The sequence below is a fragment of the Shouchella xiaoxiensis genome (assembly GCF_016907895.1).
GTDB classification, from domain to species: Bacteria; Bacillota; Bacilli; order Bacillales; family Bacillaceae_D; genus Shouchella; species Shouchella xiaoxiensis.
Window position 1 is genome coordinate 471,777 of the sequence record NZ_JAFBCV010000001.1, and the last position, 25,350, is coordinate 497,126.

32 protein-coding genes are annotated in these 25,350 nt (G+C 40.6%); 23 read left to right on the top strand and 9 right to left on the bottom strand.

The genetic code is table 11. From position 1 onward, the window contains the following. Positions 1–18: 18 nt before the first annotated feature. The 9 genes from JOC54_RS02425 (at position 19) to JOC54_RS02465 (ending at position 5,076) form a co-directional block, all read left to right on the top strand. Positions 19–555: a DinB family protein gene (locus tag JOC54_RS02425; RefSeq protein ID WP_204464182.1), complete on the top strand. Its 537-nt coding sequence runs from the start codon at positions 19–21 to the stop codon at positions 553–555. A gap of 119 nt (positions 556–674) precedes the next feature. Continuing rightward, the gene (locus tag JOC54_RS02430; protein WP_204464183.1) at positions 675–1,088 is read left to right on the top strand and encodes a hypothetical protein; all 414 of its coding nucleotides are present in this window, start codon (positions 675–677) and stop codon (positions 1,086–1,088) included. A 160-nt stretch (positions 1,089–1,248) separates the two neighbouring features. Further along, on the top strand, positions 1,249–1,629 hold the full coding sequence (locus JOC54_RS02435; RefSeq protein WP_035417797.1) for a hypothetical protein: 381 nt from the start codon (positions 1,249–1,251) through the stop codon (positions 1,627–1,629). A 113-nt stretch (positions 1,630–1,742) separates the two neighbouring features. Further along, entirely contained in the window at positions 1,743–3,032 is a 1,290-nt protein-coding gene (locus JOC54_RS02440; RefSeq protein WP_204464184.1) for a hypothetical protein, read from the top strand. A gap of 27 nt (positions 3,033–3,059) precedes the next feature. Further along, entirely contained in the window at positions 3,060–3,185 is a 126-nt protein-coding gene (locus tag JOC54_RS02445; RefSeq protein WP_204464186.1) for a DUF5391 family protein, read from the top strand. A gap of 9 nt (positions 3,186–3,194) precedes the next feature. Continuing rightward, positions 3,195–3,500: a hypothetical protein gene (locus tag JOC54_RS02450; protein WP_204464188.1), complete on the top strand. Its 306-nt coding sequence runs from the start codon at positions 3,195–3,197 to the stop codon at positions 3,498–3,500. A 186-nt stretch (positions 3,501–3,686) separates the two neighbouring features. Next, positions 3,687–4,322: a TVP38/TMEM64 family protein gene (locus JOC54_RS02455; RefSeq protein ID WP_054792547.1), complete on the top strand. Its 636-nt coding sequence runs from the start codon at positions 3,687–3,689 to the stop codon at positions 4,320–4,322. Positions 4,323–4,351: 29 nt separating this feature from the next. Beyond that, entirely contained in the window at positions 4,352–4,495 is a 144-nt protein-coding gene (locus JOC54_RS02460) for a hypothetical protein (RefSeq protein ID WP_204464190.1), read from the top strand. A 125-nt stretch (positions 4,496–4,620) separates the two neighbouring features. Next, positions 4,621–5,076 carry a GNAT family N-acetyltransferase gene (locus tag JOC54_RS02465; protein ID WP_035417690.1) on the top strand — a complete coding sequence of 152 codons (456 nt, stop codon included), beginning with the start codon at positions 4,621–4,623 and terminating at the stop codon, positions 5,074–5,076. Between the two features lie 38 nt (positions 5,077–5,114). Here JOC54_RS02465 and JOC54_RS02470 read toward each other — a convergent pair whose 3' ends face one another. Then, on the bottom strand, positions 5,115–5,285 hold the full coding sequence (locus JOC54_RS02470) for a hypothetical protein (protein ID WP_157684020.1): 171 nt from the start codon (positions 5,283–5,285) through the stop codon (positions 5,115–5,117). 393 nt (positions 5,286–5,678) lie between these two features. On the opposite strand from JOC54_RS02470, the gene JOC54_RS02475 reads away from it, so the two are divergent. Both JOC54_RS02475 and aroD read left to right on the top strand, forming a co-directional pair. Next, positions 5,679–6,509, top strand: a complete 831-nt coding sequence (locus JOC54_RS02475; RefSeq protein ID WP_204464192.1) for an STAS domain-containing protein — start codon at positions 5,679–5,681, stop codon at positions 6,507–6,509. A gap of 70 nt (positions 6,510–6,579) precedes the next feature. Beyond that, positions 6,580–7,353: a type I 3-dehydroquinate dehydratase gene (gene aroD / locus JOC54_RS02480; RefSeq protein WP_204464194.1), complete on the top strand. Its 774-nt coding sequence runs from the start codon at positions 6,580–6,582 to the stop codon at positions 7,351–7,353. A 23-nt stretch (positions 7,354–7,376) separates the two neighbouring features. Here the strand turns inward: aroD and JOC54_RS02485 are convergent, their stop codons facing one another. Next, entirely contained in the window at positions 7,377–8,369 is a 993-nt protein-coding gene (locus tag JOC54_RS02485) for an acrylyl-CoA reductase family protein (protein ID WP_204464202.1), read from the bottom strand. A gap of 42 nt (positions 8,370–8,411) precedes the next feature. Continuing rightward, positions 8,412–8,984, bottom strand: coding sequence for a hypothetical protein (locus JOC54_RS02490; RefSeq protein WP_204464204.1), 573 nt, complete (start codon positions 8,982–8,984; stop codon positions 8,412–8,414). A gap of 77 nt (positions 8,985–9,061) precedes the next feature. Here JOC54_RS02490 and JOC54_RS02495 point away from each other — a divergent pair, with 77 nt between their 5' ends. Together JOC54_RS02495 and JOC54_RS02500 are read left to right on the top strand one after the other, a co-directional pair. Next, positions 9,062–9,382, top strand: a complete 321-nt coding sequence (locus JOC54_RS02495) for a YqfO family protein (protein WP_204464206.1) — start codon at positions 9,062–9,064, stop codon at positions 9,380–9,382. Between the two features lie 22 nt (positions 9,383–9,404). Next, positions 9,405–9,794 carry a hypothetical protein gene (locus JOC54_RS02500; protein ID WP_204464208.1) on the top strand — a complete coding sequence of 130 codons (390 nt, stop codon included), beginning with the start codon at positions 9,405–9,407 and terminating at the stop codon, positions 9,792–9,794. 22 nt (positions 9,795–9,816) lie between these two features. On the opposite strand, the gene JOC54_RS02505 is transcribed toward JOC54_RS02500, so the two are convergent. Continuing rightward, complete coding sequence (locus tag JOC54_RS02505) at positions 9,817–10,905, bottom strand: DUF3500 domain-containing protein (protein ID WP_204464211.1); 1,089 nt, start codon at positions 10,903–10,905, stop codon at positions 9,817–9,819. A gap of 106 nt (positions 10,906–11,011) precedes the next feature. Between JOC54_RS02505 and JOC54_RS02510 the strand changes: the two genes are divergently transcribed. After that, complete coding sequence (locus tag JOC54_RS02510) at positions 11,012–11,875, top strand: SMI1/KNR4 family protein (RefSeq protein ID WP_204464213.1); 864 nt, start codon at positions 11,012–11,014, stop codon at positions 11,873–11,875. 16 nt (positions 11,876–11,891) lie between these two features. Here JOC54_RS02510 and pdxR read toward each other — a convergent pair whose 3' ends face one another. Beyond that, positions 11,892–13,322 (bottom strand): MocR-like pyridoxine biosynthesis transcription factor PdxR, encoded by a 1,431-nt coding sequence (gene pdxR, locus JOC54_RS02515; protein WP_367617751.1) that lies wholly within the window; start codon positions 13,320–13,322, stop codon positions 11,892–11,894. A 115-nt stretch (positions 13,323–13,437) separates the two neighbouring features. Between pdxR and pdxS the strand changes: the two genes are divergently transcribed. From pdxS to JOC54_RS02535, 4 genes are all read left to right on the top strand, one after another. After that, a complete protein-coding gene (gene pdxS, locus JOC54_RS02520) occupies positions 13,438–14,325 on the top strand; it encodes a pyridoxal 5'-phosphate synthase lyase subunit PdxS (RefSeq protein WP_035417703.1) in 888 nt (295 codons plus the stop codon). Beyond that, the gene (pdxT, locus tag JOC54_RS02525; RefSeq protein ID WP_035417705.1) at positions 14,325–14,900 is read left to right on the top strand and encodes a pyridoxal 5'-phosphate synthase glutaminase subunit PdxT; all 576 of its coding nucleotides are present in this window, start codon (positions 14,325–14,327) and stop codon (positions 14,898–14,900) included. Before pdxS ends, pdxT begins: the two co-directional genes overlap by 1 nt. Before the next feature lie 202 nt (positions 14,901–15,102). Further along, the gene (locus JOC54_RS02530; RefSeq protein ID WP_204464217.1) at positions 15,103–16,566 is read left to right on the top strand and encodes a UDP-N-acetylmuramoyl-L-alanyl-D-glutamate--2,6-diaminopimelate ligase; all 1,464 of its coding nucleotides are present in this window, start codon (positions 15,103–15,105) and stop codon (positions 16,564–16,566) included. A gap of 169 nt (positions 16,567–16,735) precedes the next feature. Further along, a complete protein-coding gene (locus tag JOC54_RS02535) occupies positions 16,736–17,218 on the top strand; it encodes a GNAT family N-acetyltransferase (protein ID WP_204464219.1) in 483 nt (160 codons plus the stop codon). A 273-nt stretch (positions 17,219–17,491) separates the two neighbouring features. Here the strand turns inward: JOC54_RS02535 and JOC54_RS02540 are convergent, their stop codons facing one another. Further along, a complete protein-coding gene (locus JOC54_RS02540; protein WP_204464221.1) occupies positions 17,492–18,709 on the bottom strand; it encodes a helix-turn-helix domain-containing protein in 1,218 nt (405 codons plus the stop codon). A 122-nt stretch (positions 18,710–18,831) separates the two neighbouring features. Between JOC54_RS02540 and JOC54_RS02545 the strand changes: the two genes are divergently transcribed. Both JOC54_RS02545 and JOC54_RS02550 read left to right on the top strand, forming a co-directional pair. Continuing rightward, complete coding sequence (locus JOC54_RS02545; RefSeq protein ID WP_204464223.1) at positions 18,832–20,127, top strand: MFS transporter; 1,296 nt, start codon at positions 18,832–18,834, stop codon at positions 20,125–20,127. 114 nt (positions 20,128–20,241) lie between these two features. After that, the gene (locus tag JOC54_RS02550; RefSeq protein ID WP_035417715.1) at positions 20,242–20,862 is read left to right on the top strand and encodes an NUDIX hydrolase; all 621 of its coding nucleotides are present in this window, start codon (positions 20,242–20,244) and stop codon (positions 20,860–20,862) included. Between the two features lie 31 nt (positions 20,863–20,893). Here JOC54_RS02550 and JOC54_RS02555 read toward each other — a convergent pair whose 3' ends face one another. Both JOC54_RS02555 and JOC54_RS02560 read right to left on the bottom strand, forming a co-directional pair. Beyond that, a complete protein-coding gene (locus JOC54_RS02555) occupies positions 20,894–21,208 on the bottom strand; it encodes a DMT family transporter (protein ID WP_054792563.1) in 315 nt (104 codons plus the stop codon). Between the two features lie 2 nt (positions 21,209–21,210). Further along, on the bottom strand, positions 21,211–21,552 hold the full coding sequence (locus JOC54_RS02560) for a DMT family transporter (protein WP_035417720.1): 342 nt from the start codon (positions 21,550–21,552) through the stop codon (positions 21,211–21,213). Positions 21,553–22,107: 555 nt separating this feature from the next. Here JOC54_RS02560 and JOC54_RS02565 point away from each other — a divergent pair. The 3 genes from JOC54_RS02565 to JOC54_RS02575 all read left to right on the top strand — a co-directional run bounded on the left by JOC54_RS02565 (position 22,108) and on the right by JOC54_RS02575 (position 24,653). Continuing rightward, positions 22,108–22,551, top strand: coding sequence for a DUF3888 domain-containing protein (locus JOC54_RS02565; RefSeq protein ID WP_054792565.1), 444 nt, complete (start codon positions 22,108–22,110; stop codon positions 22,549–22,551). A 118-nt stretch (positions 22,552–22,669) separates the two neighbouring features. Next, positions 22,670–23,371: a Type 1 glutamine amidotransferase-like domain-containing protein gene (locus JOC54_RS02570; protein WP_204464448.1), complete on the top strand. Its 702-nt coding sequence runs from the start codon at positions 22,670–22,672 to the stop codon at positions 23,369–23,371. A gap of 166 nt (positions 23,372–23,537) precedes the next feature. Next, on the top strand, positions 23,538–24,653 hold the full coding sequence (locus JOC54_RS02575; protein WP_204464225.1) for an NADH:flavin oxidoreductase: 1,116 nt from the start codon (positions 23,538–23,540) through the stop codon (positions 24,651–24,653). A 38-nt stretch (positions 24,654–24,691) separates the two neighbouring features. Here JOC54_RS02575 and JOC54_RS02580 read toward each other — a convergent pair whose 3' ends face one another. Next, a complete protein-coding gene (locus JOC54_RS02580; protein WP_035417726.1) occupies positions 24,692–25,246 on the bottom strand; it encodes a flavodoxin family protein in 555 nt (184 codons plus the stop codon). Positions 25,247–25,350: the final 104 nt, after the last annotated feature.

A 25,350-nucleotide genomic window follows, 5' to 3' on the forward strand; every position in this document is an offset into this window, starting at 1 on the left:
TATGAAGGAGCTGGATGAATGATTAATTACCGAATTGAACCACATGAAGGCCTAGCACAAAGAGTCGGTGAATTGCTATCAATGCTCGATTACACAAGAAGAGTGACATTGAAGGATGTGGAAAATTTAACGATTGAAGAACTTGATTACGTACCTGAACATGGCTCTAACTCCATCGGCGCACTGCTTCTACATATGGCGACAGTTGAACGCGTCCATCAAATCATTACAACGGAACACAGAGACATCACGACAGAAGAAGAGGAATTTTTTGAACCAGCACTAAGTCTAGGAGAAAAGGCTAGAGAAAAAATCAAGCAGCAACCAATCGAGTTTTACCTAAAGGCGCTTGATGAAGCAAGGCAAGCTACTATTAGAAAGCTGGAGCATGAGACGGATGAGTGGTTGCTCAAAGAAGATGTTTGGGATAATGGAGTTACGCATAATTATTACTTCATTTGGTTTCATGTGATGGAAGATGAAATTAGTCACCGTGGCCAAATCCGTTTGATTAAACGAATGATGAAGCAAAGCGTAGCAAAAGCCTCTCGTTAAAAAAATAGTAGGAATCTGACTATTTATTAGAAGTTTCGTCGTTTGAAAAGGAGATCGCCTCATTGTACGGAATAAGGTACGTACAAAATGATCGTTAAACAAAGGCGGTGTTGTCTTAGATGATGGCGAGCACTCTGATTCAAGAAGCACAGCATAATTTAGAAGGTTATGTAGGCAAGAAAACGAAAGTGCTAAATGAAACAAATGAAATGTGGGTTTTTGCCTGTGATGAGGACAAGCACTATCAAATTCGCAAAAGTGACGGAGCTACATATGTCGATAATAAGCTTGTTTGTTTGCTAGCATTTGGAGAAGAAGAGAAGGGAAGGACCGCGCTGTTGTTGCGGCTCCTGCAGAAGTTTCCGGCTGGTGTGCAATTGCTGAATGAAGATAATCAATCGTATTATGTTATTGTTCAGGAGAACGCTAAGCGAAGAAAGCGAAGCGTGGAGCTACGTATATCCAAACAATCAGGGTTTATGTACAAAAAAGAAGGGCAGCAGTGGTCGGTTACCCCCATCTTAGCTTGTTGAAAAAGTCTGATTGATGTGAAAAAAAGACATGAAGAAAGAAGGATATTTTATATTGATGAAGAATTGAATAGCTAAGGAAGAAGAAGAGGATTACTGCACCCATCCTCTTCTTCTTCCTTTTTTTATAGTTGAAACAGAGAGAATTGGAGTGATAAAGGTAATGAATGAATTTGAGCGCACTCATAATCAATTTATTAATGATTGGAATAGCGCGATGAATACAGGAGAAACAACAGCGCTAGAAAAGATGAATGAGACCTACTACGTTGCGTTTTTTTATAATTCAAGTGAGAAGCCTTCCTATTTTACGAAAGAAGAATCGATAGAAGGAATGAAAAAGTCAATTGATGATCTGCGTGGGGCAAAGAAGCGGTTTGAGAATCGATTGATTCGTATGAAAGATGAACAGAATGCCGTCGTATTTTATGAGTTGGTCATTGATCAGAATGGTGAAAGTATTGCTCGGCTATTTACGATTGAAAACTGGATAAAGAAGGGTGCCAGCTGGCTGCTTGCGAACGAAATCCAGCAATCAATCTAGTAAATACAAGCTTGTTTAAGTAGACAGAGAGAAGTGAGGAAAACGCTATTTTTTATTTATATTTAATAGTCATTATCTTGTACCTTATAAACATATGGATCGATGTAATCTGGATGGATCAACTAATAGGCGCACTTGCGTTGCTTATTATTGCATGTACCGTAAAGAAGGCATCAAGCTTGTATTTATGGGCTGGTCTTGTCTTTTTTATTAGTGGATTGATTTTTTATTTCATTTCAGTACCAAGTACGATTTCGTTTTTTTCCTTGTTTGGCTCAATGATCAGCTTACTCGCTTTAGTGTTTGTATTGCCGTTTATGAGCACGATTATTTCTGTTGGGAAGTACGACCGGGCGCTGGGTCAATTGATAAACCGCCCACCCCCGTTAAACATGAACCGACTCTATCGTCGCACCTCGGTCATGACTTACTTATTGACGCTTTTTTTAAATGTTGCAACGGTGCCTGTTGTTGTGGCAACGGTAAAAGAGCGATTGGTGTCGCTAAGAGATGTTGTGATTCAACGTTTTTTTGCTCATAGTATTTTACGAGCATATGCATTGGTGCTTTTATGGAGCCCGACTGAAGTGCTTGTAGCTTCAACAATTGATTTAACTGGAACAAACTACTTGCTGCTATTTCCAACGTTACTAACAATTAGCATTCTTTTTATATCATTTGATTGGGTGTTACACCACTTTCAATTAAAAAAGATAGCCGTCAATATGCCTGTGTCTGTAACTGAGCAATCACCGTTTCTTTATCGTAAATTAATTGAGCTTGGGATTGCGATCGTTTGTTTTATTACGGTTTTACTGATTTCAAATGAGCTGCTTGCTCAGTCATTTTTATTTACTGTAACGGTTTTAATTATTCCGTTTACATTTATTTGGGCAGCGGTGATTAAAAAGCAAAAACGATTTACGTTGCTTTCGATTGCTTATGTGAAAGGAAACACGTCTCAACTGCACGGATTGTTTTTTCTCTTTCTAGCAGCTGGTTTTTTTGTGGAGGTTTTTCCATATACGATTTTGTTTGAATACATGAACAGCATGTTTGTTCATACGTACTTTCATGCATCACTGTTTTGGTTCTATTTACTTGTAGCGCTCTGTGTCTTTTCATTTGCCTTGATTGGCTTCCATCCCCTTATTTCAATTGCACTTATTTCTCCTTTTTTATCAGAAGCCATTGCTAGGCATCCTTATGGCATGAGCATCTTGTTAATTGGAGTTGGATTAAGCACTGTCATGATTGGACCGTTTAATATTACGCCAACGATTTTAGCGATGCAGTTAAAGGCAAATCCATATCGAATCATTCGCAAGAACTTGTTGTTTGCCCTTTGTTATTTATTGTTTATTGTAGTTGTTGCCTTTTTATTTAGTCGCGCATTGAATTAAATGATTGATAAAAAAGGAATGAGCTTGATGAGAGAAACAAGAAAGATCATAAGTGGTCAACTTTTCATTTCAATGCTTTTGTTTTGCGCTGTAATTGTTTTGATGACAGTTAGCCCACTTGCTCAGTATGGCAGACAAGCAAATCAGCTATGATCAATAGGGATGTGGGCAGCCATTTCGTTAACAATCATTGGTTACGGAGTGCTTCTGTTGTTTAATCGGTTAAAGGGGCGTCTGTTTCGGCTTTTTCTCGCAATAAGTGTTGGTTTAGCTGCGTTGCATGATGTAAGTTTGATTGTTGCTTATGCGTTATCCAGTTATTTCATGGAAAGCTATCATTGGGCAACACTGACAGCAATCGGCATACAAATGGTTGCCGTTATCAGCAAAGCCATAATCTTGAGATGCTTAACAAAGAAGCGGAAACCAGAGACGAGTGCGAACACAACGTTTATATACAAATCATGATGGCATCCCCTTAGTAACCAATGAGCATACCTCCTACAATTGTGAACAAAATAGGGCAGATTGTTAGTAATCTGCTCTTTTTTTGGACAAAAATTGCCTCTATTTAAGCGGATGTTATAAAATTGAAGAGTATCTTAATCAAAAAAGAGGTATGTAACAAAATAAAGGTAGGGGAGGAAATAGAGCATGCTGTTCTTTAAAGTCGCCACTGCGATTGTTGTTGTTATTGGTATTGTCTTTATTGTTCAATCAGATTGGCTGGCGCAATTAAGAGTAGGTGATTCTCTTGAGACAGCAGAGCTATTCTCACATTCTCTGCCATTTTTACTTATGGTCTCTTTCTTATTTATCGTTGTACAAAGCGTTGTAACCGTTATTCCTCTCGCTCTTATTTTATTGTTTAATTATTTTATGCTCGGCTTTTGGCAAGGGTATGTATGGAGTTTGCTAACGAGTATTACAGCTAGCTTAATTGCCTTTTTATTGTATCGTTATTGGTTGCAAAGCTTTGTTCATAGGAAAGTAAAACGTGAATGGATGAAGTCGCTTGAAAACAACGGTTTTTGGTTTGTAACCATTAGCCGCTTGATTCCAGTCATGCCTTCGAGCTTGATTAACCTCGCCGCTGGCAGTAGTTCCATCCGTGTGATGACATTTAGTACAGCGACATTACTAGGCAATGGCCTCTATCTTTTTGCCGTTTTTTTATTAATGGAGGGTTTACTTGCGGTTGGTACAGAATGGATTTTAGCGCTAGTTGTTTTCTTCGTCGGACTCGGATTATTTTTAAAAAGACGCGCAAAAGTTTTGAAAGGTGTTTAGTTGATCTTATTGTCCTATCCTTAATCATCATGGGGCTTGCGTGGGTAGCTGATTTTTTCTTTAGACAGTCGATTGCGACGATTTTGTCCATCCCAGCAGCGATTATAGCGATTGTCATCGCTTTGGTTGCCGCAAAGAAAGCATCGGATGGCATTGAAGAAGTGCTTAAGTAGAAGAGGGATTCAAAGCTTGTGTTAAACCTTTTTATTTTCATATATTGACTTCTCCATTTTTGTCGTTATGATAAATAAGAATAAAGCAAACATATCCATGAGGATATTTAGGAGTAAAACGAGCTATGGAAATTAGAAAATTACGAGAAAATGAAGCGGTTCCGATGGATTTGTTGTTGCTGGCAGACCCTTCGACAGAAATTGTTCAAGAGTATGTTGAGAGAGGATCTTGTTACGTTCTTGAAGATAATGAGGAAATCGTCGGTATCTACGTTCTGTTACCAACACGGCCAGAAACCGTCGAGCTTGTAAATGTGGCAGTGGCTGAAGCAAATCACGGAAAAGGATTAGGCAAAAGACTCGTGCTTCACGCTATTTCTGAAGCAAAAAAACGAGCATTCAAGACGCTCGAGCTTGGTACAGCTAATTCAAGTATTCATCAACTTGCGTTGTATCAGAAATGCGGCTTTCGAATTGTCGGCATTGATGCGCACTTCTTTTTACGTCATTATGATGAAGCGATTTATGAAAATGGTATTCAGGCTGTTGATATGATCCGGCTTTCGCAAGATTTAACCTAAGAAAAAAGGAAGGGCGCAAGCCACTTCCTTTTTTTTATTTATACTTCTTTAACAATCCAATGATCATGATCCATTAAGATTAAATCCATATTTAATTTTTTCGCCATCAATTCCGCAGTAACAGAATCGTCAAAGGTTTGATCAAATTGATTTTGTGCATCCTTTAGGGTTTCCGTTACCCCTCTTACCGTACGATAGATCGTAAACAAAGGGTTACACTCCTAAATTCAATTCAGCATCTAAGCGCTGTGCCCTCATTATTGCACACTTCAAATTGCTTGCATAGGTACGCGTCCGTAACGAAATTTACAAATGAACTACTGAGGCTTATTCGATTAAAAAATTACGCAAAAATGGAATGTCGCTAAAGTCTGTACGTCATGCGGTTTAATTAGATTTCACGTTACATAGCAGTGCTCCGATTATTATATAAAAAGGAGAAGTAACAAAAATTGTATAAATAGTGGGAGAGGCAAAAACAAACGGAATGAATAATCTCGATCTTTTCAATTACTTTGTAGAAAAAAGCAGATTTCTGCTTGTTATAATAGACAAAATGAAGGGAATCGGGTCATAATAAAAGGTATAATGGGGGGATAGACATGCTATATGATTTTTTGAAAAGCAATACAAGAAGATTAACAGACGAATGGTATGATTCATTGGACAAATCGAAAGAGGGCGTTTATGGATCAACCAATCCTGATGTGATAGAAATATTAAAAAATCAAAATCATGAGTTTCACGTTATTTTTAGTGAAATCTTTAATGAAGGACGTCAGGCAAGCGAAATAGAAGCTGAATTTAGCCAATGGATTGATAAGTTGGCAAAAGACCAGCAGCATCTTGCCACACCTGTACCTGAAATGATTGAGGAATTTTTAAATGTCCAAGAACAATATTTAGATCTTATTTCAGAATACAGTGAGACGCATAAAGATCAGGTTTCTTTCGCTAAAAGCAGCTCGTGGAATCGTATTGTAACAAAGGCATTAAAAGAAGTGATTGTTGCATTTAGCCGTGCCAATTTAACGCAATCTGAGATTCATCTTCAAGCTCAAAAAGAAATGATTACTGAACTAAGTGCACCTGTCATTAAGTTAAGTAAAAACATTGCCCTGCTTCCTTTAGTAGGTGAAATCGATACGCATCGTGCGCAAGTGATTTTTTCACAAACGATGGAACAGTGTGTTCAGCTACAAGTTGATTCCTTATTAATTGACTTATCTGGAGTGCCAATTGTGGATACGATGGTTGCCAACCAGATCTTTTCACTAATTGAAGGGTTAAAATTGATTGGCGTAAAAGCCTCTCTTTCAGGGGTTCGTCCAGAAATTGCACAAACATCGGTTCAATTAGGCATCGATTTTATGTCCATCCCTATATATTCATCAATTGAGCGAGCACTTGTAAATCAGATGCAGCTGACGTAATTTATACATAGAAAAGAAGCCAACTAGACTAGGCTTCTTTTTTGCTAATTAACGAGAGGGAGTGAATCTAATGCTGCATATAAAAAAGAGAAAGCAGGGCATTCATCGGCCGATGGTTTGTACGCCTCTAGTAGGAAAAACAACTGAAGAACTTCAAGTGGAGTTACAAAAAGTAGTCTTAAAGAAGCCAGATTTAATTGAATGGCGCATTGATTTTTTTAGTGCGATAGGTGAAACGGCTACAGTCATTCAGACCGGAGCTTGGATAAAAGCACATGCGAACGGCATTCCTATCTTGTTTACCAGACGTTCAATTCGTGAAGGTGGAGAAGCGATTGAGCTTAGCGAAGAAGCGGTTTGTGCCCTGTATGAAGCAATGATGGGCGCAGGAGATATTGACTTAATTGATATTGAACTCAGCTGTCCAGAAGAGTTAAAAACACAGTTACTAACATCCGCACAGAAAACAGGCAAACAAACGATTCTATCGTTTCATCATTTCTCTGAAACACCGTCTGAAGAAGCGATCATTGCCAAGTTAAAGGAAGCAGAATTAACTGGAGGAGACGTCGGAAAAGTTGCGGTTATGCCCCATTCAGTTGCCGATGTTCTAACGTTAATTCAAGCGACACAGAAAGCAAACGAGTTGCTCTCAATACCAGTCGTCACCATGTCAATGGGGGAGGTTGGCGCACTGTCAAGATTAATTGGTGGCGCATGCGGCTCAGCGGTAACCTTTGCGATAGGTAGTGATTCTTCCGCTCCAGGTCAAATTCCAATCGAAGAGTTAAACCAAGTGCTCAATGTGATTGACAGGAGTCAAAGCAAAAAAACGACCAGCTAAGATGAAGCTGGTCGTTTTTAAATTTATAAGCGAATGAGTATCCGGCCTCGTATCTTACCTTTAAGAATTGCCGGTAATCTTTCTGGTACTTGATCAAGCGTAATTTCCTCGGCAACATGCTGTTCAAGCTGGGATAGTTTTAAGTCAGTCGCCAGACGTTCCCAGATTTGAATTCGTTCTGCCATTGGACAGTAGACAGAGTCAATACCAAGCAAACTCACACCTCGTAAAATAAACGGAAATACGCTTGTAGGGACTTTCCCTCCAGCGGTTAATCCGCTGACCGCGACAGATCCCCGGTACTTGATTTTACTCAGAACAGAAGCAAGTGGTTCACCACCGACTGGATCAACCGCACTTGCCCACTGCTGCTTGCCGAGAGTTGATAGTTTGCCATCATAGACGTCTTCACGGCTAATAACTTTGGTTGCCCCTAAGTTTTTTAAATACTCATGATCCGCTGACTTACCTGTACTAGCGACAACAGCGTAGTTTTTTCTGGCAAGCATCGCGACCGCGAGACTACCCACACCACCCGTTGCACCAGTAACGAGCACCTCACCATCATTTGGCGTTAGTCCGTTTTCTTCTAAGCGCTGAATGGAAAGCGCTGCTGTAAAGCCAGCTGTGCCGAGAATCATGCTTTCTTTTAGGGTAAGCCCTTTTGGAAGAGGAACGACCCAATCAGCTGGTACTCGGGCAAATTGACTGTACCCACCAAAGTGCGAAACGCCAATTTCATAACTCGTTGCGACAACAGAATCTCCAGGTTCAAAGCGATCATCGGATGATTCAACAACTTCACCAGCTAAATCAATTCCAGGAATAAAAGGAGTTTGTTTCACAACCTGTCCGTTTCGATCAGCGGCAAGTCCGTCCTTGTAATTGATTCCTGAATAATGGACGTTGATAAGCACGTCGCCCTCAGGTAAGTCATTGAGCTGAATAGGTTGAACGGTTGCGTGACGAACACCTTCTTGATCTTCTACTACGAGAGCTTTAAATGGTTTTTGCAACTGTATTCGCCTCCTACTTTTTCGGATTAAGACTATATTGTACTAGCTTTTTAATTGCATGAGCAAAGCAAGTGCTTGTTCTGTTGAATCGATTAATGATGCATTCCCTTTTTTCTGCCTAATTAAAAGTGCCTCGTTAAAACACATTTCAGCGTCAGCAAAATAACCTTGTTCCATTAAGCATTTGCCTTTATGCTGTAACGAAAAATCTGTGTATGCAGTAACCTCATGCATCTGACAGAGGGAGAGCGCCTGATTAAACAGGATGAGGGCTTTCTTATGTTCCTCATTGTACTTTAACGCTTCTCCTACGCGAATCAATGAAACAATTTGCTGAGTGGTTGTCCCACTTTCTTGAGCAAATAACAAACATTCATTTAAATAGACAAGGGCTGTTTGTGGACGTTTGCATATTCGATACAAATTCCAAATCGTTCCTTTTAAAAAGAAACGATCTTGCTCGTTACTGACCTCTGTTACTAACTGAAGCGCATCTTCAATCATGATTTTCAGTTGAGCAGGATCATCCGTTTTTTCACGCAGGAATTGTTTTTTATCAAAATAAAGAATTGTTTCAAGCGTGGCTAGTTTGTTTTTAAATAAAGATAAAGTCAATTCAAACCCTCTTTTATCTGTTAATTTATGCAATTCTGTATCAATTCTAGTGTACAATAAAAAGTGGGGGGAACGCGATGACTTTCACAAGAGTAAAAATAGAAGTGTATTTGCCAGAAGAGACCATTGTGCCACTTCGGAATGAGCTGAATGAGCAAGGGCTGTTGACGGTAGATCATTATGACCATGTGGTATCTTATACGGAGGTAAGGGGCTATTGGCGACCGCTGCAAGGTGCTGATCCGGTGAATGGAAGAATTGGAGAGCTGTGCTACGGACCGGAATGCAAAATGGAGTTTTCATGTAACTATCATCAATTACCTAAAGTGAAGCAACTCATTGAAACCATCCATCCGTATGAAAAACCTGTCTATTATGTAATTCCACTGTTTGTTTAACGCTAGGTGAGGAGCGATAACGATGTATCAAATGTATTTGTTGTTAATCTGCTTAACCTTTCTTTCAAAAGGGATTTCACTTGTGCTTATGCTTTATTATGGCTCTGATATTCCGGTACTCCCAGTGCTGTTTAGTGGCTATGCCTTTGGATTAGCAGCGGCCATGATGATCTGTCATCTCTATGGAAAGCTTACAGCCGTATTACTACTTATTTATTTCTCATTGGAGTTTTTATTTGGAATCGCCAGTAAAGTAAGTGTAGTACTTCACCCAACTTTTGCGTTCGAACAGCATGCGTTTTATGAGCGCATTTTGCTAGGCGGATATTACGTAGATGATGTAATATCAATCATTTGCGTGGGGTTATTAATTCGTCACATTAATCGAAAAAGAGACTATCAATCAACCTAAAAAAGAGCGCTAGCGCTCTTTTTTATTCCGTATTAGGAAGCAGACTGCCATAGTCAGCCAGCTTATCACGCCAAATCGTGTGAAGATGGAAATCTTCTTTCTTCGCAGCTCCTTCACGGGATGACAGCTCGATCCACATACGTGGCCCGTCTAGACGGATATAAGCACCTTGCGTTGTGATCTCAGTCGAGCTAGACCAAGCAAGTGTCGTTTGCGCAAGGGCATCTTCGCTAAAATAGGCATCCATTAGTGCTTGTTGTTCTTGTTTGGGCACAGAGGTAATCCAGGAAAGAACGAGCTTTTTTACATGTGCTTGCTGATGGTTGTTCAAAGCACTGAGAGCAAGTCCTTCTTGTTTCGGAAATGCACCGTCTTTTTCAGGACCTACTAGAACATCTGAATACGTTTGTTTCAGCTTAGACTGAGTTCGTTGATCGTCATTCAACGATTGCATCAACATTTGAGCGGCGGCAATCCGATCTTCAAATGGAGCGTAAGGCTGGTTATTCCAATGAAATCCACGCGGTTCAAGCCCGGTAAATTGTGATGTAACAGCGGCTTCTTCCGTGTGAAAGCCAATTGTTTCTGCTAAGTGATGACCGCTAAATTGGACAAACCATGGATCCGCCTCCGTTGGCTGCCCATGTATTGATAAAAAGTAAAGGTTTGGGCCCCATTTAAATTGCGGGTAAACGGTGGTTGTTTTTAAATAAGCGTCTGCTTTAATGATTTCGCTTGCTTGCTCAAATCCTTCAGGGCTCAGAACAGAGCGAACCAATCGTAAGCCTGCTTTTAAACTTTCCTCCGAAAGCTCACCGAGAGAGACTCCGTTACGGTTTTCAGCCGTAGCCGGAAGGTTGGACCATTTTACAAGTGTTTCAGGCTTTAGTTCAAGTAAGGTCCGTTCCTTTTGATCATCAGGAAGGGTAGCCAGAAAGGCTGTTGCAGCGTGTTCGGGTTCGAGCACTGTTTTTTCTTGAGAAACTGTAGAAAGCATATCTGTGATTGCTTGCTGTTGAGCTGCTTCATCTGCTGGTGCAGCAGAAGCGGTCAGTGGTGAGAGCATAAGCGTAAGTAAGATAAGGTTAACGAATAGTACGATGCGTTTCATAAGAAAACTCCTTAGGCCGTTTTCTTAGGTTTGTGCAGGGCTTGGTAGAAACATACATACAAATGGTTCATTAAAGAAATGAAATTTCAAGAATGGGGGAGTACATATGGTTAGTTGGTTAAAAGATGATGAAAGACAACAACCTCTAACAGATGAACAAAGAATAGCAGTAGAAAAACAATTAAAGATACAATTGCCAGAAGAGCTTATTGCTCTATTTAAACAGCAAAATGGAGGCTATATAGAAGGACTCGCCTGTCCAACTGCTGAACCAACTTCTTGGGCAGATGATCATATACAGATCGATCATTTCTTTGAAATTAGCGAAGAAAGTGGATTAGTTGATAGTCCATATTTGTGTAGCGAATGGGGACTACGGAAGAAGCTTGTCATTTTTAGCGGAGATGGGTATGGTTGGTTTGCACTTGATTACAAGAGGAAGAAGAATGGGCCTCGAGTTGTCTATATTGATAGTGAGTTGGAAGAAGAACAAGAGCTGGCACCATCGTTTGCGGCATTTCTCTCGAAGCTCGTACCTGCAGAGGAATACGTAATCGAGAAAGAAGATGAGGGCATAGCACTTGAAAATACAAAAGAAAACCGCGCCTTTATCGCTGAGCAATTGCGGAAAGGTCGTACAAATGAACAATTGCTGGCGAAAATTAATGCTGTTCTTGCAGAGAACAATGCCAAAAAAATTAAAAAATGTTTTAACGATATCATTAGTTTAGAGGACGAGTCGCTTGAAATGTATCTTATTGATCGCCTAGTTCACCATGAGAATACGAGCATTCGGGGTCATGTTGTTGGGTATTTATCTGCTTATCTTCCTGCATTTGAAGGCGATAAGCATGTAAACGATACTCTATCGCTTTACTACGTGAATCAAACGATGGAGAAATTAAAGCAAGACAAAAGTGCGAAAGTAAAACCATTCGTTGCCTATTGGTTTCAAGAATACAAAATGTAACAGTGGAAGACGCCAATCAATCAGCAGGCGTCTTCTTTTGTTTTTTTAATCCCCATGCTTGAAGTAAGGATGTAAATGCTTGTTCAATGTCAGTCTCGGCAATGCTCGCAAAGCCAAGAACAACCCGAGGTGGTTTATGGGCTCTTGCCTCAATTGAATAAAGCGAGAGTGGATAGACAAGAATGTCAGCAGCGCGGGCAGATGTGACGAGTGTCTCTTCATCCATACCATTGTTCACTACTAACACAATATGAAGTCCTGACTGATCACCTATAATCGTCAATTCTTCTTCAAATGGTTTTAAAAGTGAAAGAACTCGGTCTAATTTCCGGCGGTACAGCTTCCTCATCCGATTTAAATGTTTCTCAAAGTCACCGTGCTTCATAAATTCAGCTAGTGCAACTTGGTCGAATCTAGCTACGGTCGAATGATGAGAGGAGAACATCTGCTGATAGCTCGTTAGAAGTGGTTTAGGCAAGACCATGTAGCTAATCCGAGCTGAAGGAATAAGTGATTTCGAAAAGCTACCTAAGTAAACAACCTTGCCATGTTGATCCATGCTTTGCAAAGATGGAATGGTTTTGCCACTGTAACGAAATTCGCTGTCATAATCATCTTCAATAATAAACCGACTTGAATCGGACTCTGCCCAGTTTAACAACCTCTTGCGGCGGTTAATTGATAAAACCGAGCCGTATGGAAAGTGGTGTGAAGGAGTGAGGTACATAATGTTAATTTGTGATTGGCTAAGTGCGTCAACATTCACTCCCTCATGGTCAACTGGAAATGCTTCATAATGGTTTGGATAGTGGCGCAAGATTTTTTTAATTAGTTGGTAGCCTGGATCTTCAATACCATAAATGGTAGTCTCGCCAAACAGTAAAAACAATTGCTGTAGCAAGGTTTCCATTCCAGCACCCACGACAATTTGCTCAGGTGTGCATTGAACTCCTCTAGAATGATACAAGTAATGGGCTATTTCTGATCGAAAAATTTCTTCACCTTGCTGGTTTCCGAGTAAAAGCAGATCGCGATTCGACTGATCAATCGCCTGTTTCATATATTTTCGCCATTTATCAAACGGGAAATGTGCCGTATCAATATGCGTTGGATGAAAATTAAATCTTATTTGTTTTTTGGATGGCGTTGATTGCAATTCTGGAGATTTTTTTGAAGGGATTTGCTCTAACTCCTCGTAAGCTTGCACAAAAAATCCTTTCCGTGGTTTCACTTCGACGTAGCCCTCCGCCGTCAACTGTTCGTAGGTTGCCTCAATCGTGTTTTGGCTCAATTTTAGAAAAGCAGCAAGCTTACGTTTAGACGGTAATTTTGTTCCATAAGCAATCCGTCCAGACGTTATTTCTGCTTTTAAATGTGTATATAGCTGTTCGTACAAAGGTATTGTACTGTCACGTTTTAACTCGCACCAGATCGTGTCCAAAAGCATAGCTCCTTTAAATCTGACCTCATTCATTTATTGAAAACTGACACTTACAATACAATCAGTTCTTTTCTATACTAAAAAACAAATCAGTAAAAAGCAATCAAAAGGAGTGGAGAAGATGGAAAAAGCACTTGGAACAGATCGAGTGAAGCAAGGCATGGCGCAAATGCAAAAAGGTGGCGTCATTATGGACGTTATTAATGCGGAACAAGCAAAAATTGCAGAAGAAGCCGGTGCTGTTGCCGTCATGGCACTTGAGCGTGTACCTTCTGACATTCGGGCAGCTGGTGGAGTCGCACGAATGGCAGATCCAACAATTACAGAGGAGGTTTTAAATGCAGTCTCAATCCCTGTAATGGCGAAAGCAAGAATTGGTCATATTGTTGAAGCGCGTGTGCTTGAAGCGATGGGTGTTGACTATATTGACGAAAGTGAAGTCCTTACACCTGCCGATGAAGTGTACCATTTAAACAAGCGTGAATTCACAGTGCCATTCGTGTGCGGAGCAAGAGATTTAGGTGAGGCAACTCGTCGCATTGGTGAAGGGGCGTCAATGATTCGAACAAAGGGCGAACCAGGAACGGGCAATATTGTAGAAGCTGTGCGCCATATGCGCAAAATGCAGGCACAAATTAAGCAAGTTGCTCACATGTCAACAGACGAGCTGATGACGGAGGCAAAAAACCTCGGTGCTCCATACGAGTTACTGCTACAGATTAAAGAAACAGGAAAATTCCCGGTCGTTAACTTCGCTGCAGGAGGTATTGCAACACCTTCTGATGCGGCGCTCATGATGCAGCTTGGTGCAGATGGCGTCTTTGTTGGATCTGGTATTTTCAAATCAGATAATCCGGAAAAATTCGCCCGAGCGATTGTTGAAGCAACGACACATTATACCGATTATGCCCTAATTGCAGAGCTTTCAAAAAATCTTGGCACAGCAATGAAAGGCATTGAAATCTCGACGCTTGCTCCGGCTGATAGAATGCAGGATCGTGGTTGGTAATGACGACGATTGGCGTGCTGGCGCTGCAAGGCGCAGTTAGCGAACATATTCGTTTTATTGAAGAGAGCGGCGCAAAAGCGATTCCAATTAAACGGCCCGTACAGCTAGCAGAGATTGACGGCTTAATCATTCCTGGTGGAGAATCAACCGCAATGAGGCGTTTAATTGATAAATACCATTTCCTTGAGCCTCTGAGACAGTTTGGTCAAGCGCAAAAACCCGTTTTCGGAACATGTGCAGGCTTAATTTTAATGGCTAAATCGCTAACTGATCGAGAAGAAGGCCACCTCGGTTTTATTGATATGGTTGTTGAGCGCAATGCCTTTGGGCGACAGCGGGAAAGTTTTGAAGTAGGGCTTGATGTAAACGGAATTGCAAATAAAGTTAATGCAGTCTTTATCCGTGCTCCGCTTGTTAAAGAAATTGGTCAGGGTGTAACGGTACTGAGTGAATACAATGGCGAGATGGTTGCTGTGCAACAAGGACCGTTTCTCGCCTGCTCGTTTCATCCGGAATTGAGTGACGACAACAGCCTGCATCAATACTTTTTACGCATGGTTGAAGAACAGGTTTGACAAAAATATAGCTTTCTCAATAAAAGCTGTCTTCCGAAGAAGGCAGTTTTTGTTTTTATAAATAATGATAGACAGGTTCTTCTCCGGAGGAACCTGTCTTTTTTACGTAGGATTTACCAACTTTTAAGATACACCTTTTGTAAATAATCTTTATTTTAAAAAGGAAGGCTAAGATAAAGATGATGGTTAAAGGAGATTGAACATGGATTTACAGACATTATTAAAATCTATAACTGATGAGAATGTGTCTGGCCATGTGCAGGTTACAGGCATTTCCAATCATTCAAGCACGGTCCAAAAAGGGGACTTATTTGTTGCGATTTCTGGTTTTGCCGTTGATGGTCATGAGTATGTTGATGAAGCAATTGCTGCCGGGGCTGTCGCTGTTGTTGGGGAAAGAGATCTGCCTTCACTAAAAGTTCCCTATATCAAAGTTGAGAGTACACGCTTAACGCTCCCTTTACTAGCAAAACAATTTTATTTTCCTGTCCAAGGGATGAAGACGTTTATCGGCATTACTGGAACAAATGGCAAAACAACAACGTCATTTATGTTAAAACATCTTCTAGAAAAAGCTGGACATGACACAGCTTTATTTGGAACGATACACACGTATATAAATAAAACGATTTATCCGACGAAGAATACAACAGTGGATTCACTCCAGCTCTATAAATACCTTGCCGAAAGCGAGGATAAGTATGTCATTATGGAAGTAACGTCCCATGCGCTATTGCAGCATCGCGTTGATGGAATTCAATTTGATTTGTGCTTGTTCACGAATCTTAGTAGAGATCATCTGGACTACCACAATGATATGGATAGCTACTTTGAAGCGAAAAAACGATTATTTGAAATGATGAGTCCAACAGGATTAGCAATAATAAATTATGATAATCAGTGGGGCGAGACACTATATAAGCAGCTGCAGCAAGAAGGAAAAAGAGTAGAAGCGGTTGGGGCAGAGGCTCCTGACTTTTCGATTAACAGCATTGAATATGGAGAGGAGATGCGTGTTGAATTTGGTGTTAAACAATCTTCTTACCGGCTGGAAGTGCCGCTGCTCGGTGAACATAATGTTACTAATGCGCTGATGGCCTTTCAAGCAGCGCGCACTGTCGGTATGCCGCCGCCTAAAATTATAGATACATTTAAATCTTTTACAGGGGTTCCAGGACGATTTGAACGGTTTCAATTACCTAGTGGAGGATATGCCATTATTGATTATGCGCACACGGAAGATGCGTTGTACCATTGTTTTAAAACAGCAGAACAAATGGGAGCGGAGCGAATCGTTCATGTTTTAGGCTTTCGTGGCGGGAGAGATAAAGGCAAACAGCAGGCAATGATCGAACAAACGCTGGCATATAGCGACGTCATTTTTTTAACGTTAGACGATTTGAACGGAGAATTAAAGGAAGAGATGATTCTGAGTTTAGAACGGTTTGATTTAAAGCGAAGGGGTAAGGTCATTGCAGATCGAGTGAAGGCCATTCAAACCGCACTTGCAGAGATTAAGGATGGAGACTGGCTCTTTATCACAGGTAAAGGAAGAGAGAGGTATAAGGAGAGTTCTTACAAAGCGATTCACTCTGATTATGAAGCGGTTCAAGATTGGCTAAATCATACAGCAGGAATGAACGTTTTTAAATTGCCATCCACTTAATAAAAGAGACTGTAAACGCAGTCTCTTTTTCTGATGCCCCTATGTTATGATTGGATGGATATGCTGTTATCAGCAACCTTTTTTGTAGCGGAAATAACTAAACATTAAAGTCTGTACAATTCATTCTTACGCTATGAATAGTTTGTATTGCAGGAAGGATGTATTAGTAATGAAAATTCGATTGTTGAAAGACGAAGATCATGCTTATTTTCTCCCGCTTATTAATCAATGGTGGGGCGGAAGAAAGATGGATCATTTACTCCCAAGATTGTTTTTCACTCATTTTCAATCAACAAGCTTTGTTGCTGAAGTTGAAGGAAAACCAGTTGGCTTTTTGATTGGCTTCCATTCACAGACGAACAAAGACGAGGGATACATTCATTTTGTTGGTGTTGATCCAAATTATCGCCAACAGCGTATCGGACAATCGCTCTACCAAGCTTTTTTTGACAAAATGAATGAAGCAAAGCGTTACAAAGTAACCTGCATTACTTCACCTGTTAATCAAGGATCAATTGCTTATCATACGAAGATGGGGTTTATGATTCAACCAGGTGATAAAGAGGTAAACGGTGTCCCGGTCACGGCTGATTACGACGGTCCAGGGCAGGACCGAGTAAAATTCGAAAAACGACTAACAAGTAACGAGTGAGGTTGGGACAAAAGTAGATAGACAGACGAAAACGACGAACATTCCTGAAAATAGGAACGTTCGTCGTTTAATTTATACTAAAATGAGCGGAAGAGAATCTGAAGACTCCTAGGGGACCAGCACGTGTCTGAAGACTCTGGAGTGGCGGTTTTCCACGAAGGAGGCTGAGGCCGTGCCCCCGGAAAGCGAAGAATTCTCCTGTAGCGGTGCTACTCAGCATCGTTTCGATTATTCGACTTTTTAACTACTGCTTTTCGTTATGTCCCAGCCTCATCATGACTCTTTACAGATGAGAGAATATGTTTCAAGAACGAATGCTTTCATGGTTTTTTCAGGGTATTGAAGTGCGTCAAAACGCTCTTTAACCCGTATAGCATGGAATTTGGCTTTCTCTAAATGATTTAAGGCGAGGTGGCTACGGGCAATATACGCATCGGCAGCGTATATATGCGAAATATCAAGACCATGAAAACCTCCTAAAACAAATTCTAAGTCAGGAAGTACCTCAAGCGCTTGCTCGTAGCGTTCTAGTTTATAATAACAAGCGCCAATTTCTGTATGAAAAAAATTCAAGGAATAGCTCTCATTCAAGTAGGTAATTCCAGTTTCAAGTTCCTTAATAGCCAATTCGTAATCGCGATCAAATTGGCTCATGACGAACCCGCGTAATAAATGAGTTAAAGCATGTAGTTGATTGCTGTCAAGTAATTGAGCAAGTTGACCATGTTTCTCAACGTAATACATGATGTCGGTTCGATTATCGGTCGGCGTAGAGAACATAACGGCAACTCGGTAGTATTCGTCCATTTTGTAAAAAAGCTGTTTTTCTGTTGAGTACGCGATAGTTTTCTGTAGAAGTTCTTTTCCAGCTTGAATGTTTTCAGTTAAGAATAACAACCCAATTTCGAGATAATTGGATCGTAGCTCGTTCATTAATTCAAGTTCAAACCGTTGTGATTGATAAAATTGTTTCTTTGCCTCAAGCAGCTTGATGGCCTCATCAAATTGGTAGTGAGCTGTATGAAAAGAAACCCGTTCTAAAACAAGGCGAAAACCTTCATTAAACTGATTCATCTGCAAAAAACGGTCTTCAGCTTCTATCATGTAGCGTTCCCATTCGCTGTTTTTTTGACTATACAGTGTTAAACCATACAGTTCAATTAGCTGAGCGGATTCATAAGCAAGCGGCATGTTTTGCCTGATAATTGGCTGCAACAGTTCCTCCACTAGCTCATACTTTTCTTCATCATAAGCTTGTCTGCCTATGTCGAGAAGCTCTCGTAGTTGGCGAATGCTTACTTCTTCGAGCAGCTCACTTTTTTCTACACCAAGCGTTTCGGCAATATAGTGCAGGCTTTCCATTGAAGGCTGAGCCTTATCGTTTTCAATTAAACTAAGCATGCCCTTAGTGAGTCGTTCACCAGCTAAGTCGGCCAGCGTTTTTCCTTGTTGCTTTCGAAGCGCGCGTATGCGACTACCGAGTGACTCCATCGTATAAACCTCCGTTGGTTCTTATTAGTTTAATTATATTAAACTTTTGCTTGCTTGGGAAGTTCTTTTCGGTTACAATTTGTTTAATTTAATTAAACTTTATTTTGCTGGGGGATGATGAAGTGACAGAAGAGCAGAAAAGAAAGCGGGCAACTTACCATTTATGGACATTTGGCTTAAGCAAATTAATCGCATCATTTGGAGGAAGTGTTTATGTTTTTGGTATTAGTCTTTACATATTGACGTTAACAGGGTCTGCAATGAGTTTTGCGATTAATCTGATTTGTACGATCTTGCCGAGAACGTTACTAGCACCTTTCGCTGGTTACATCGCTGATCGTTACTCCAAAAAAGCGATCGTTGTAACTGCACAGGGCTTTTCCGTCTTAATTGTAAGCGGCTTGTTACTTTACAGCTTGCAAATCGGACTGTCGCTCGGAATTATCTATTTAGCAACGGTGCTGCTAACAATATCATCAACATTTACAAGCCTTACCTTCACGGCTTCGATTACTGGACTTGTTGATCCACCTCGAATTCAGCGCGCTTCAGCCATTAATCAAATGACGATTTCACTTTCTTCAATCGGCGGACCAGTACTTGGTGGGATCTTGTTTGCCTTCGCCCCGTTTGAGTGGTTTTTACTTATCTTCATTGCTGGATTTGCAGTAGCTGTTCTGCTTGAAGCAACCATGAATTTTAAGCTCTTTCTAAAAGAGAATCAAGAACTAGGTGATATTCCTGAGTCGATGAAGCAAAGCATGCTTTCTGGATTTCGTTACATTAAAGCAAATCCAGCAATCGGTAGAGTCATTACGATGGGGTTGTTTGTAAACTTTTTCTTTGGTGCACTAATTGTCGGCATGCCTTATGTCATTGTTGAGCTACTACAAATTGAATCGCAGCACTTTGGTATCATTGAAGCTTTTTTAGCTGGAGGGATGTTACTAGGCGGCTTGTTCTTCTCGATTCATAAACAGCTTAAGTTTCCACTGAATAGTGCAAGAAATGGCCTACTTCTTGTTAGTCTGGTGTTGGCGATGTTTACGGTGCCGTTGTTGTTTCAGATGAGCTATATGAGCATGGTTTTCTTTTATAGTGCAATTACGCTTTCCCTAGGTGTTTGTATGAGTTTTATCAACACACCACTTGGAGTTATGATGCAGCAGCTTGTGGAAGATGGCTATAAGGGTAGAGTATTTGGCGTAATGGAAACTGTAGCACAAGCTTTAGTGCCGCTTAGCATTTTACTGTTCGGGATGCTGTTTGAATGGGTTGGAGCGATTGCGGTTTTGCTGCCATCGAGTGTGGGGTTGTTTATCATTACGTTGATCATGCTACGTAGAAAAGTGTTGGCAATCATTCATCCTGAGATTCTTAAAGGTGAAGATGAGATCATGAAAGAAGTTTCTTTGTAAAAAGTGCTTACTAATTTTCTAACAGGCAGCATAAGATCGTTGGTTTTTCTTATAGTACCAATTGTCGTCATTTGCTAAACTAATTAAGACGGTTAAAGGAAAAGAGGTTCAACTATGGAAACGGAATTCTTTAAAATTTTTGATGAAAACAAGAACGAAATTGGCACAGCTTCTCGTGAGGAGGTACATCGGCTTGGCTATTGGCACGAAACATTCCATTGCTGGCTTGTTGAAAAATCTCCAAAGAAGACGTATCTCTATTTGCAATTACGCAGTGATTCAAAAAAAGATTATCCTAGTCTGCTTGATATTACGGCAGCCGGGCATATTCTAGCTGATGAGACTCCTGCCGATGGAGTACGAGAAGTGAAAGAGGAGATTGGCATTGATGTAACCTTAAATGAGTTAATTTCACTTGGTCTTATCGCCTATGATGTAACCCATGGGGCATTAATTGATCGGGAGCTCGCCCACACGTATCTGTACATAAACGAGTTTTCATTCGATTCCTTCACATTACAGGAAGAAGAAGTGGCCGGTATGGTGAAAGTGGAGTGGGAGGATTTTGTGCAGCTTTGGAAAAATGAGCAACTAGATATCCCGGCTTCAGGTTTTAAACTGAATGCTGCAGGATTGAAAGAAGAATGGAAAACCTCTGTGACAAAAGAACAGTTCGTCCCCCATCCGACAGCATTTTATCATACAGTTATTCAAAGAATTCAGCAACAACTTTAGCAGAAGTCGATAGCCAACAGCTCGCTGCTGGCTATGCGGCAATTTGCAATAAAACAACGCCAGCTGTAATCAAGCTAAGAGCTACGTATTTAACAAGACTACGCGATTCTTTCAAGAAGATTGTCCCAATTAAAGCGACAAATAGGATGGTCGTTCCGGACCAAATGGCATAGGCAATGCCAACCTCTAAATATTGAATGGAAAAGGTAAGCGTGAGCGTGACAATCAAGTAGCAGATAACAGCTAGAACTGTAGCTGTCCGGTTTTTAAACCCGTTTGATAACTTCATAAAGAGATTGCCGAGCACTGAAAACAAAATGGCAAGTGCTAGAAAGAGGTAGCCCACGTTTATGACACTCTCCTTTTTTCAGCTAGTGCATTTAAATTTAGTAAAACAACTCCAGCAACAACGAACCCCATTCCGATAAACTTCATTAACGAAACAGATTCATTAAAAAACCAAATGCCCAGCAAGATCACCGCAAATGTACCAAGACCTGACCACAGTGCATTCACAAAACCAACTTCTAATTCCCGCACAAGATAAATGCAAAGAACTAAGGCGCTGAAATAACAAACAAACACCATAATGGATGGAAATAAGCGCGTAAAACCATCTGCTTGATTCATAAATAAAGTGCCGATCACTTCAATGGTAATGGCAGTAAACAACAGACTTATCTTTTTCATGCTATAACACCTCTGCTTTAGCAGTAGGATAGCATTAGTTTGGACATTTTGCATGATTGAAGAATTAAAATTCTGAGTAGAGATAAAGGGAGACTTGTTCGGATCTGAGAGGGGTTTGAATAACGAGTAAGGCTTATACCAACTTCTTAATGATGGTTCCTATATTTAAGATGTAGAAATAATTATTGGCGTTTAATTTGATTTAAGTCCTTTATTAATTAATGTATAAACGGCTTTAGAAAATGTTGAGATTTCGTTCTCTGATTGGAATTTTTTTATGTTCACTACAACATCTTCTGGGAATTTAATTAGTTTCGGGATGCGTGGCATATGTGGACTTCCTTTCCTTCTTAAAAACGTCTACACGGTGATCATATTCCTGTGCGAAACACTTGTCAATGCCTATTTTAGCGCATGTCTCGCAGAGCAGAGCTAATAAATATGAAGAAACTTTTTTATTTAGGAACAAAAGTTGCTTACTAGCTCGGTTCATGTTGAATAAGGGAACTGGACTTGGTAAATGATAAATCCATTGAATACAGAAGGTGAGTTTATATGAAGAAAAGGATAATGATTATCATCATCGCTTTATTTATTGGAACAACTTCTCATGCACAAGCATTTGATGTACATATTAATCCGAATAAAGACTCGTCATTTCTGTCTATTTATGATTCGCTCACGCTGTTTTTGATGGGGCCGATTGAACAAGAAGTAGCCGATTATTATGAAAGTATCCTCACTGAAAGCCCGATGCTTTACCCTTATCAAATAGATGTTCAGAGCGTAACGCGGATTGACGGATTTCGTTCTTTTAGTTTTCGTTATCAAATTGAAGTTGAACCTGTTGTTGGGCCACATATTGCAGTAGGAAGAGACTTGGTCACGCTTGAGGTTTCTCCTCTGGTTCCATCGTTGGTTAAGGTAACACAGTTCAATCATTTAGAAACCTATAAACTGCCGCCACAGTGGGAGCATATCGAAAAGAACAGACAATAAAAGTCACAAAAAAAAGGTTTCTTCCATAGAGACTCTTTTTTTATGCCAATTTTTAAAATGAACTGTTTATAATAGCGTGATTTGTTATAGTCATGTAAAAGGGGGATGAATGGACACAATGAAACAAATTATCGCATTAGGGGGCGGGGGCTTTTCAATGGAGCCTGACAATCTCTTACTGGATCAATACATAGTAAATCAAGCTAAGAAGGATCAACCAAAAATTTGCTTTATTCCGACGGCAAGTGGAGACTCAGAAACGTATATTCAACGATTTTATAATGCGTTCAACCAGCTCGATTGCGTTCCTTCACACCTTTCATTGTTTAAACCACCGACTCGTGATCTAGCAAGCTTTGTGCTTGAAAAAGAGATCATATACGTTGGTGGTGGGAACACAAAAAACCTGATGATTTTATGGAAGGAATGGGGGCTTGATCACTTGCTAAAGCAAGCATGGGAGAATGGCATCATTCTATCAGGATTAAGCGCTGGTTCAATTTGCTGGTTTGAGGAAGGAGCAAGCGACTCTTATGGAGATCGCTTAGAACGAATTGGTGGCTTAGGTATTTTAGCAGGTAGTCATTGTCCCCATTATGACGGAGAAGAGCTACGTCGCCCTTCTTATTTAAAAATGATCAAAGAGAAGGAGCTTACAGCGGGTATCGCCGTTGATGATGGCGCAGCTCTTCATTATGTAGATCAAGAGCTGGTAACTTGTGTCAGTTCAAGAAAACAGGCTGGCGCGTATAACGTTTATCTCGAAGGAAACGAATCTGTTGAAGAGAAGATTGCTACGAATTACCTTGGTCAGACGTAAAGTTTAAAGCATAGGGTGGGTAAAGTTGATTTCGATTTTAGCCGTTCTTTAGAATCATTTCGAACGTACCCTTGTTCTTCATAAGCCGAATTCATTTATGTTTAAGCGTGATCGCTGTAAACTAAATGAGAAATACATTTTGGTTAACAGGAATGAGGAGGATCTTATGGACAATTATTCAAGCACTAAAACGTTATTTGAACCATTTTCATTTGGTAGAGGACAGCTTCAGAGCAGGGTTGTCATGGCACCAATGACAAGAGCCTTCTCACCAAATGGAGTACCAGGAAAAGATGTTGCGAGCTATTACCGTAAGCGGGCTGGACATGGTGTTGGTTTAATCGTAACGGAAGGAACAGCGATTAACCACCCAGCAGCAGTAAGCCACCCTGATATTCCGCGTTTTCATGGAGAAGACGCCCTTGCAGGCTGGGCGTATGTCGTGAAAGAAGTCCATCAAGCGGGAGGCAAAATCATTCCTCAGCTTTGGCATGTAGGTGCAGCCCGTAAGCAAGGAGACGGACCGAACGTTGAAGCGCCGCCGGTCAGTCCATCGGGTGTTGGTCTTGGTGGGAATGAACATGGTGTAGCCTTAACAAAAGAAGAGATTAAGGAAATGATTCAAGCATACGCAACTGCGGCTGCGAACGCAGAAAAAATAGGGTTTGATGGCATTGAACTGCATGGTGCACATGGCTATTTAATTGACCAATTTTTATGGGAGCAGACAAACAAGCGGACAGATGAGTATGGTGGAGATATAGCCGGTAGAACGCGTTTTGCTACTGAAGTCATTCGCGCTTGTCGTGAAGCAACGAGCCCCGACTTTCCAATCGTGTTTCGTTTTTCGCAATGGAAAGGTGGCGTATACGATGCAAAGCTTGCAAAAACCCCGGAAGAACTGAAGCAGCTGCTTACGCCACTAGTGGAAGCTGGAGTTGACTTATTCCATTGTTCCACTCGTCGGATTTGGGAAGCGGAATTTGCTGGTGAGGAACCGTTAAATTTAGCTGGCTGGACGAAGAAACTTACCGGTAAGCCAGTTATCTCAGTCGGTTCGCTTGGTATTAATCATGCTTTTCTAAGCACAAAGAGTAATGGGGAACAGACGATAGAAGATAATCTACGTCTTGTAGACGAGAAGCTGAATGCCGGCGAATTTGATCTTGTAGCTGTAGGACGTGCGCTGCTTGCAGATCCCGAATGGGCCGAAAAAGTCCGCGAGAATAGACTTGATGATGCCATTTTATATACGAAAGATGCAGAAAAAGAATTGATATAAACAGAGAGCAGCCAATACTTTGGCTGCTTTCTGTTTGTTTAGACCTTGTTTTTTAAGGCTTTGTTTAATGCTTGAGCTTGCTGCAATGCTAGATAATCTTGTTTAATCTCGCCTGGCTGATTTGCTTCTCCAATAATATAGGATGACAAAGGTTTCATTTGTAAGAAATCAAAAGCGAAATGAAACTGTTGGATAAGCGGCAATGCTTTTAGCTTTGGTTGATCTCCCCCGACAACGAGCACGATTGCTTCAACTGAGGGCATTCTTGCTTTGAGCTGAGGTCCATAGTGCTCATCTCGTAATGCTTGGCTAAGCCGATCAAACATTGTTTTCATCAGGCTCGACATGCCGTACCAGTATAATGGCGTTGCGAAAATAAGAAGATCGTTTTCCATAAAAGCTTGGACAATTTGGTCATAATCATCTAAGGCAGAAGGAAATCCTTCTTTTGTATGGCGTAAGTCAGTAAAAGGGTGGAGCGTCAACTCGCTTAATTTAATTATAGTAGTTGGAATGTCCGCTGTTACCATTTGTGCAAGCTCTTCCGTGTTGCCACCTCTTCTTGTACTTCCAATAATTGTTGCTATCTTCATGTTTTTAGCCCCTTTTTAATCAGCTATGCAATTACTTAGTTCTAGTTTAAAATATGTATATTGATCATTAAAATGAATGTTTTCGATTGTTATGATCGAAAAAA

What these genes read in the sequence shown, in the direction of transcription:
- JOC54_RS02560 (WP_035417720.1), bottom strand. Translation starts at nt 21,552, where the DNA reads ATGAAAAAGATAAGTCTGTTGTTTACTGCCATTACCATTGAAGTGATC.
- JOC54_RS02435 (WP_035417797.1), top strand. Translation starts at nt 1,249, where the DNA reads ATGAATGAATTTGAGCGCACTCATAATCAATTTATTAATGATTGGAAT.
- JOC54_RS02540 (WP_204464221.1), bottom strand. Translation starts at nt 18,709, where the DNA reads ATGGAGTCACTCGGTAGTCGCATACGCGCGCTTCGAAAGCAACAAGGA.
- JOC54_RS02450 (WP_204464188.1), top strand. Translation starts at nt 3,195, where the DNA reads ATGTGGGCAGCCATTTCGTTAACAATCATTGGTTACGGAGTGCTTCTG.
- JOC54_RS02505 (WP_204464211.1), bottom strand. Translation starts at nt 10,905, where the DNA reads ATGAAACGCATCGTACTATTCGTTAACCTTATCTTACTTACGCTTATG.
- pdxT (WP_035417705.1), top strand. Translation starts at nt 14,325, where the DNA reads ATGACGACGATTGGCGTGCTGGCGCTGCAAGGCGCAGTTAGCGAACAT.
- JOC54_RS02550 (WP_035417715.1), top strand. Translation starts at nt 20,242, where the DNA reads ATGGAAACGGAATTCTTTAAAATTTTTGATGAAAACAAGAACGAAATT.
- JOC54_RS02575 (WP_204464225.1), top strand. Translation starts at nt 23,538, where the DNA reads ATGGACAATTATTCAAGCACTAAAACGTTATTTGAACCATTTTCATTT.
- JOC54_RS02535 (WP_204464219.1), top strand. Translation starts at nt 16,736, where the DNA reads ATGAAAATTCGATTGTTGAAAGACGAAGATCATGCTTATTTTCTCCCG.
- JOC54_RS02495 (WP_204464206.1), top strand. Translation starts at nt 9,062, where the DNA reads ATGACTTTCACAAGAGTAAAAATAGAAGTGTATTTGCCAGAAGAGACC.
- JOC54_RS02430 (WP_204464183.1), top strand. Translation starts at nt 675, where the DNA reads ATGATGGCGAGCACTCTGATTCAAGAAGCACAGCATAATTTAGAAGGT.
- JOC54_RS02510 (WP_204464213.1), top strand. Translation starts at nt 11,012, where the DNA reads ATGGTTAGTTGGTTAAAAGATGATGAAAGACAACAACCTCTAACAGAT.
- JOC54_RS02440 (WP_204464184.1), top strand. Translation starts at nt 1,743, where the DNA reads ATGGATCAACTAATAGGCGCACTTGCGTTGCTTATTATTGCATGTACC.
- JOC54_RS02465 (WP_035417690.1), top strand. Translation starts at nt 4,621, where the DNA reads ATGGAAATTAGAAAATTACGAGAAAATGAAGCGGTTCCGATGGATTTG.
- JOC54_RS02475 (WP_204464192.1), top strand. Translation starts at nt 5,679, where the DNA reads ATGCTATATGATTTTTTGAAAAGCAATACAAGAAGATTAACAGACGAA.
- JOC54_RS02455 (WP_054792547.1), top strand. Translation starts at nt 3,687, where the DNA reads ATGCTGTTCTTTAAAGTCGCCACTGCGATTGTTGTTGTTATTGGTATT.
- JOC54_RS02570 (WP_204464448.1), top strand. Translation starts at nt 22,670, where the DNA reads ATGAAACAAATTATCGCATTAGGGGGCGGGGGCTTTTCAATGGAGCCT.
- pdxS (WP_035417703.1), top strand. Translation starts at nt 13,438, where the DNA reads ATGGAAAAAGCACTTGGAACAGATCGAGTGAAGCAAGGCATGGCGCAA.
- aroD (WP_204464194.1), top strand. Translation starts at nt 6,580, where the DNA reads ATGCTGCATATAAAAAAGAGAAAGCAGGGCATTCATCGGCCGATGGTT.
- JOC54_RS02500 (WP_204464208.1), top strand. Translation starts at nt 9,405, where the DNA reads ATGTATCAAATGTATTTGTTGTTAATCTGCTTAACCTTTCTTTCAAAA.
- JOC54_RS02530 (WP_204464217.1), top strand. Translation starts at nt 15,103, where the DNA reads ATGGATTTACAGACATTATTAAAATCTATAACTGATGAGAATGTGTCT.
- JOC54_RS02445 (WP_204464186.1), top strand. Translation starts at nt 3,060, where the DNA reads ATGAGAGAAACAAGAAAGATCATAAGTGGTCAACTTTTCATTTCAATG.
- JOC54_RS02460 (WP_204464190.1), top strand. Translation starts at nt 4,352, where the DNA reads ATGGGGCTTGCGTGGGTAGCTGATTTTTTCTTTAGACAGTCGATTGCG.
- JOC54_RS02425 (WP_204464182.1), top strand. Translation starts at nt 19, where the DNA reads ATGATTAATTACCGAATTGAACCACATGAAGGCCTAGCACAAAGAGTC.
- JOC54_RS02580 (WP_035417726.1), bottom strand. Translation starts at nt 25,246, where the DNA reads ATGAAGATAGCAACAATTATTGGAAGTACAAGAAGAGGTGGCAACACG.
- JOC54_RS02565 (WP_054792565.1), top strand. Translation starts at nt 22,108, where the DNA reads ATGAAGAAAAGGATAATGATTATCATCATCGCTTTATTTATTGGAACA.
- pdxR (WP_367617751.1), bottom strand. Translation starts at nt 13,322, where the DNA reads ATGCTTTTGGACACGATCTGGTGCGAGTTAAAACGTGACAGTACAATA.